This window comes from Prosthecobacter sp. (assembly GCF_044378005.1).
In the GTDB taxonomy this organism is placed as follows: domain Bacteria; phylum Verrucomicrobiota; class Verrucomicrobiia; order Verrucomicrobiales; family Verrucomicrobiaceae; genus Prosthecobacter.
Genome location: NZ_JBILYB010000281.1, coordinates 1 through 3,725 on the forward strand (window position 1 = coordinate 1; position 3,725 = coordinate 3,725).

A 3,725-nucleotide genomic window follows, 5' to 3' on the forward strand; every position below is an offset into this window, starting at 1 on the left:
ATCGAACAACACTTGGCCAGCTCGGCTGGCGATCAGTTTGAAGAGTTTCATTTTCGTTTTGGGTTGGGTTTGGGTTAGCAGGCAAAGAGGCAGGACTGGCTCAGGGCACGGTGATCAGTGGTCTTGGTGTGATGACGCCGGGCTTGGGCGGCGCGCAGGCGTGGGACGAAGTGCGTGTTGCTCACCTGCATCCCCCGCCACTCCTCCCAAGCTCCATAGAGCCGCGTCTCCTGAGCATTCATCCACACCCAGCGCCCTGGCAGCTTGTGCAGCGCCTCAGGGCCGGTGGTGTGGACCACGAGAGCCGCCGCGCGGGTGTCGCTCATCGGCGAGGTCGGCAGCGGCTCCTTGCGGTGCTGCTCCAGCCGCATCAGGGCATCCACATACCCGCTCCAAGTGCCGTTGTGAAACAGCACCGTTTCCGCCATGCCGCTCAGACTGACGGAGGATTTCGGGGTGACGGGGAACGGATGACACAATCGCGCATCCACCCCTCCCACACTGGCCCAGCGGAAGTGGATGACCACTTCGCCCTCCAGCTTCTTGAGCAGGGTGATGAGTTCACCAGTGCTGAGGTTCTTCTGCCAGCGCACGCGGCCACCTTCCCGCCATGCCACTCCCGCGCCATGCGGGTTGGCTTCATGACAGGCATACAGCACCTCGGGCTTCGGGCGCACGGTTTCAGGACATATCAGGATCACACACATATCAGGTTCGGTTCTTGGGTTCGTTGTTCTTGGGTTTGGCCCGGCTATCCGCAGTCTGCGTATAGCGCGGGCAAAAGGTTAGAGGTTCGCGTCGGGGTAGCGGCTATCGAACTGCTGGCAGAGGCGCTGCGCGCTTTTGCGGTAGTGGCGGAACTCCGAGTGCAGTTTGCCGAAGAGGCCAAGGGCGACGAGCCGCGCACTGCCGGTCCATCCGAGGTAGTCCCACAGGAACCGCAGGCCATCAGAAGCCGTGGCGGTGCGCTTGGCTTGGATCTTGTTCTTGCCGAACCCGCCGAGGCATTGGACCTCATGAGCACGGCGGCACAGGCCAAGCACGCTGGCGAGGTGGTGCAGTATCTTCTCGATGTTCACCGTGCCGGCAAAGACGCGGAACTCCACCACCCCGATGAACCGCCCGTGGCGGTCACGCTTGAACGCTTTTCTAAAATTCACCATGCCGCGCCCGCATTGCTCGGCGCACTCGGCTTTGACGCGTTCCTGCTCGCAGGTGACGATCTTGCGCATGTGCTCGGCGGTCTGCTCATACAACGGGTGGCTGTAGTGGTTGAGGTGGCGGTCCGTGCCCGTCTGGCCGTAGAGGCTGCGAGCGTGCCAGCGGGCAATGTGGGCAAGCTTGCGGATGAACTCGCTCACCGACTTGGTGTCGGACGTGCCGATGATGGATTCAATGCCCACGGTGATGTGGCAGCCGCAGGAGCGATCCACCGTGGCACCGAGGGCATTGAGCCATTCGACGAATCCGATCAGATGCTCCACCCCATGCTCGCCATGGAGGATGGGGGAAACGAATTCGCAGGGGATTTGCCCGGCTTCGCAGCGGATGGAGCCATCGCGCTCTGCCTTCCACGTATCAGCGTGGAAGGTGGGAGCGTTGCTGCGAGCACCGGCTAGGGTGACGCCAGTGGTGACCGGATACCCGGCGTGGTAATTGCCCACCGACACATTGCTGGTCTGAGGAAGGCGGGTTTCCAGTTCAATGCCCCACTGGATGAGGGCGGCTTTAGTATCGGCAGGTTTCATGTGGAGGAATGGATGCGGGTGACTGGCCCCATGCAGGGCACCCCTTGGCCTCGTCACCGTGGCCGCGTGTGTCGCACCGTTTTGATCACCATTTGATGAGCCGCTTATGAGAGGTCCCACTGCTCGCGGAAGCCGATGAACTTCGGGAACCTGGGCGCTTCCTTCGCGCCGCTGGGTTGGTGCTTGAACTTCACCATGCGGCCCAACAAAGAGGAACGCTGCTCCCAGAGGGATACTCGGTCCACCCCGCCGACGACATGGTTGTAACCCAACCGGAACTCGATGCCCGTCTCCACCTGCTTGACCACAAAGCCGCCGAGTTCACCGCGCCCGACCATACCGGACTGCGCCATACTGCGCTTGGTGCGGCCAAACGCGTCCTTCTCAGCCGCGTTCTGATTGCTCATGCCCTCGTAGGTGTCGAGCACCACCGCCTCCGCGTCCTCGAAGCGTTTGATCTTGAGCAGGTAACCCTCGCGCTCCGTGGACCGGCCACACTTGTAGGGGGAACCCGGCGTGCGAATCATCACGCCTTCATAACCTTCACTCACGCAGCGCTCCTCATAGGCCATCAAATCATCGAGTGAATGCATCTCCTCCGGCAGCACTTTATCGACGTGATCGTAATCAGGCAGGCGCGCCAGTTCCTGCATCCGGCAGGCATAAGGCACGTCGATGCCCTCGCTCACATAGTCGAAGACGGCGAAGGTGAAATCAGGCTCACCACTCTCGCGGCCCACATGTCCGGCGGTTTCGTTGAAGGTGGTGCCTTTGACGATCAACTCGCCGTCCAGCCCATCAGGCAGGTTGGCTTCGATCAACTCGCGGATGAAGCGATTGGACACAGGCTTGAAGCTGCGGGTCAGCGCACGTCCGTTGAGCTTGAGGCAGCGGATGCCATCAAGCTTGGGTGTGGCCAGCAGGGGGAAGGTGAGAGCATGGAGTCGCTCGCATTTGTCGGCGAGCATGGGCTTGGTGATGGGGGACGAGGCAGTAGTGGTGTTCATGGTCATGTAGGGCGTTTTGTTGACCAGCGCTGGGCTGGGTTCCCTCCTGCCTCGTCACCATGACCTTGTGTGTCGCACCGATTTGCTCACCATGTGGTGGAGACGCAGAACACCGTTGTCCATCCGTGATTTGCACCATTTGAACGACACTCAGTTCTAACCATTCGCACCCTGCATCAGCATGACCTTGTGGAGGCGCGTAGGAGGCGTTTTACGATAGGGACCGCTTCACAAGGTATGGCTGTATAGCCCAGCCTTACATGCACTTGTTGAGATTATCAGCGTGCCTTGATGCGACCTTCGCAAATACTCATTCGTCGATGAGATGATCGAACAGACCCGGTTGCAGCGGCTCCAACGCCGCCTGCTCCGCTTTAAAGAAGTCTGCCTTGGTCTTGCCGCGCTTTTTGCCCTCCCGCGTGTGGCAGTCGTAGGCGTATTCGGGGATGGCGACATACTCACCGCTGCTGCGCAGTTCTTGGGCGAGCGTGTCGGGATCAAGTCCCGCCGTCTGGTCATAGACGAAATTTTGCAGATGATCGGGATCACGACTCTTCTTCGATAAGCACAGCAGAATGACCGCCTTGCTGATGAAGATGCGGCCCTTCGCCTGCTTCGGCGGGATACCGTCATTGATGACGAGGTAGCTGTCATGCAGCGCCTTCACTTCCAGCGTGAGGATACCCCAGCAGTCTTCCGCGCTGATGGTCAGTAACCGCTTCCACACATACTTGCCAAAGCCGCTCTGCCACAGTTCCAAAGCCCAATATCCGGCCAAAGCCGCATCGCCTCGGCGGATGGCTTTCTGCATGGCGGAGGATACCTCGCTGAAGTTATAATGACGAATCGTGCGCAGTTGCATTGGGTTGGCGGGAAAGAGATCTGGGAGGTCCATGAATGGAGGCCTCGTCACCGTGGCTTCGAGGTTCCATCCGTTTGCATCACCAAATGATGCCGTGGGGTTTGGTTA

General features: G+C 60.0%; 4 protein-coding genes. All 4 read right to left on the reverse strand.

Going from position 1 to position 3,725, the window contains the following annotated elements; all coding sequences use genetic code 11:
* Positions 1 to 74 precede the first annotated feature (74 nt).
* The 4 genes from AC6FTP_RS26070 to AC6FTP_RS26085 all read right to left on the reverse strand — a co-directional run bounded on the left by AC6FTP_RS26070 (position 75) and on the right by AC6FTP_RS26085 (position 3,617).
* Positions 75 to 707: a hypothetical protein gene (locus AC6FTP_RS26070; protein WP_497209822.1), complete on the reverse strand. Its 633-nt coding sequence runs from the start codon at positions 705 to 707 to the stop codon at positions 75 to 77.
* A 78-nt stretch (positions 708 to 785) separates the two neighbouring features.
* Positions 786 to 1,748, reverse strand: coding sequence for an amidoligase family protein (locus tag AC6FTP_RS26075; protein WP_497209823.1), 963 nt, complete (start codon positions 1,746 to 1,748; stop codon positions 786 to 788).
* Positions 1,749 to 1,852: 104 nt separating this feature from the next.
* Positions 1,853 to 2,755: an ATP-dependent DNA ligase gene (locus AC6FTP_RS26080; RefSeq protein ID WP_497209824.1), complete on the reverse strand. Its 903-nt coding sequence runs from the start codon at positions 2,753 to 2,755 to the stop codon at positions 1,853 to 1,855.
* Positions 2,756 to 3,065: 310 nt separating this feature from the next.
* Positions 3,066 to 3,617: a hypothetical protein gene (locus AC6FTP_RS26085; RefSeq protein WP_497209825.1), complete on the reverse strand. Its 552-nt coding sequence runs from the start codon at positions 3,615 to 3,617 to the stop codon at positions 3,066 to 3,068.
* Positions 3,618 to 3,725: the final 108 nt, after the last annotated feature.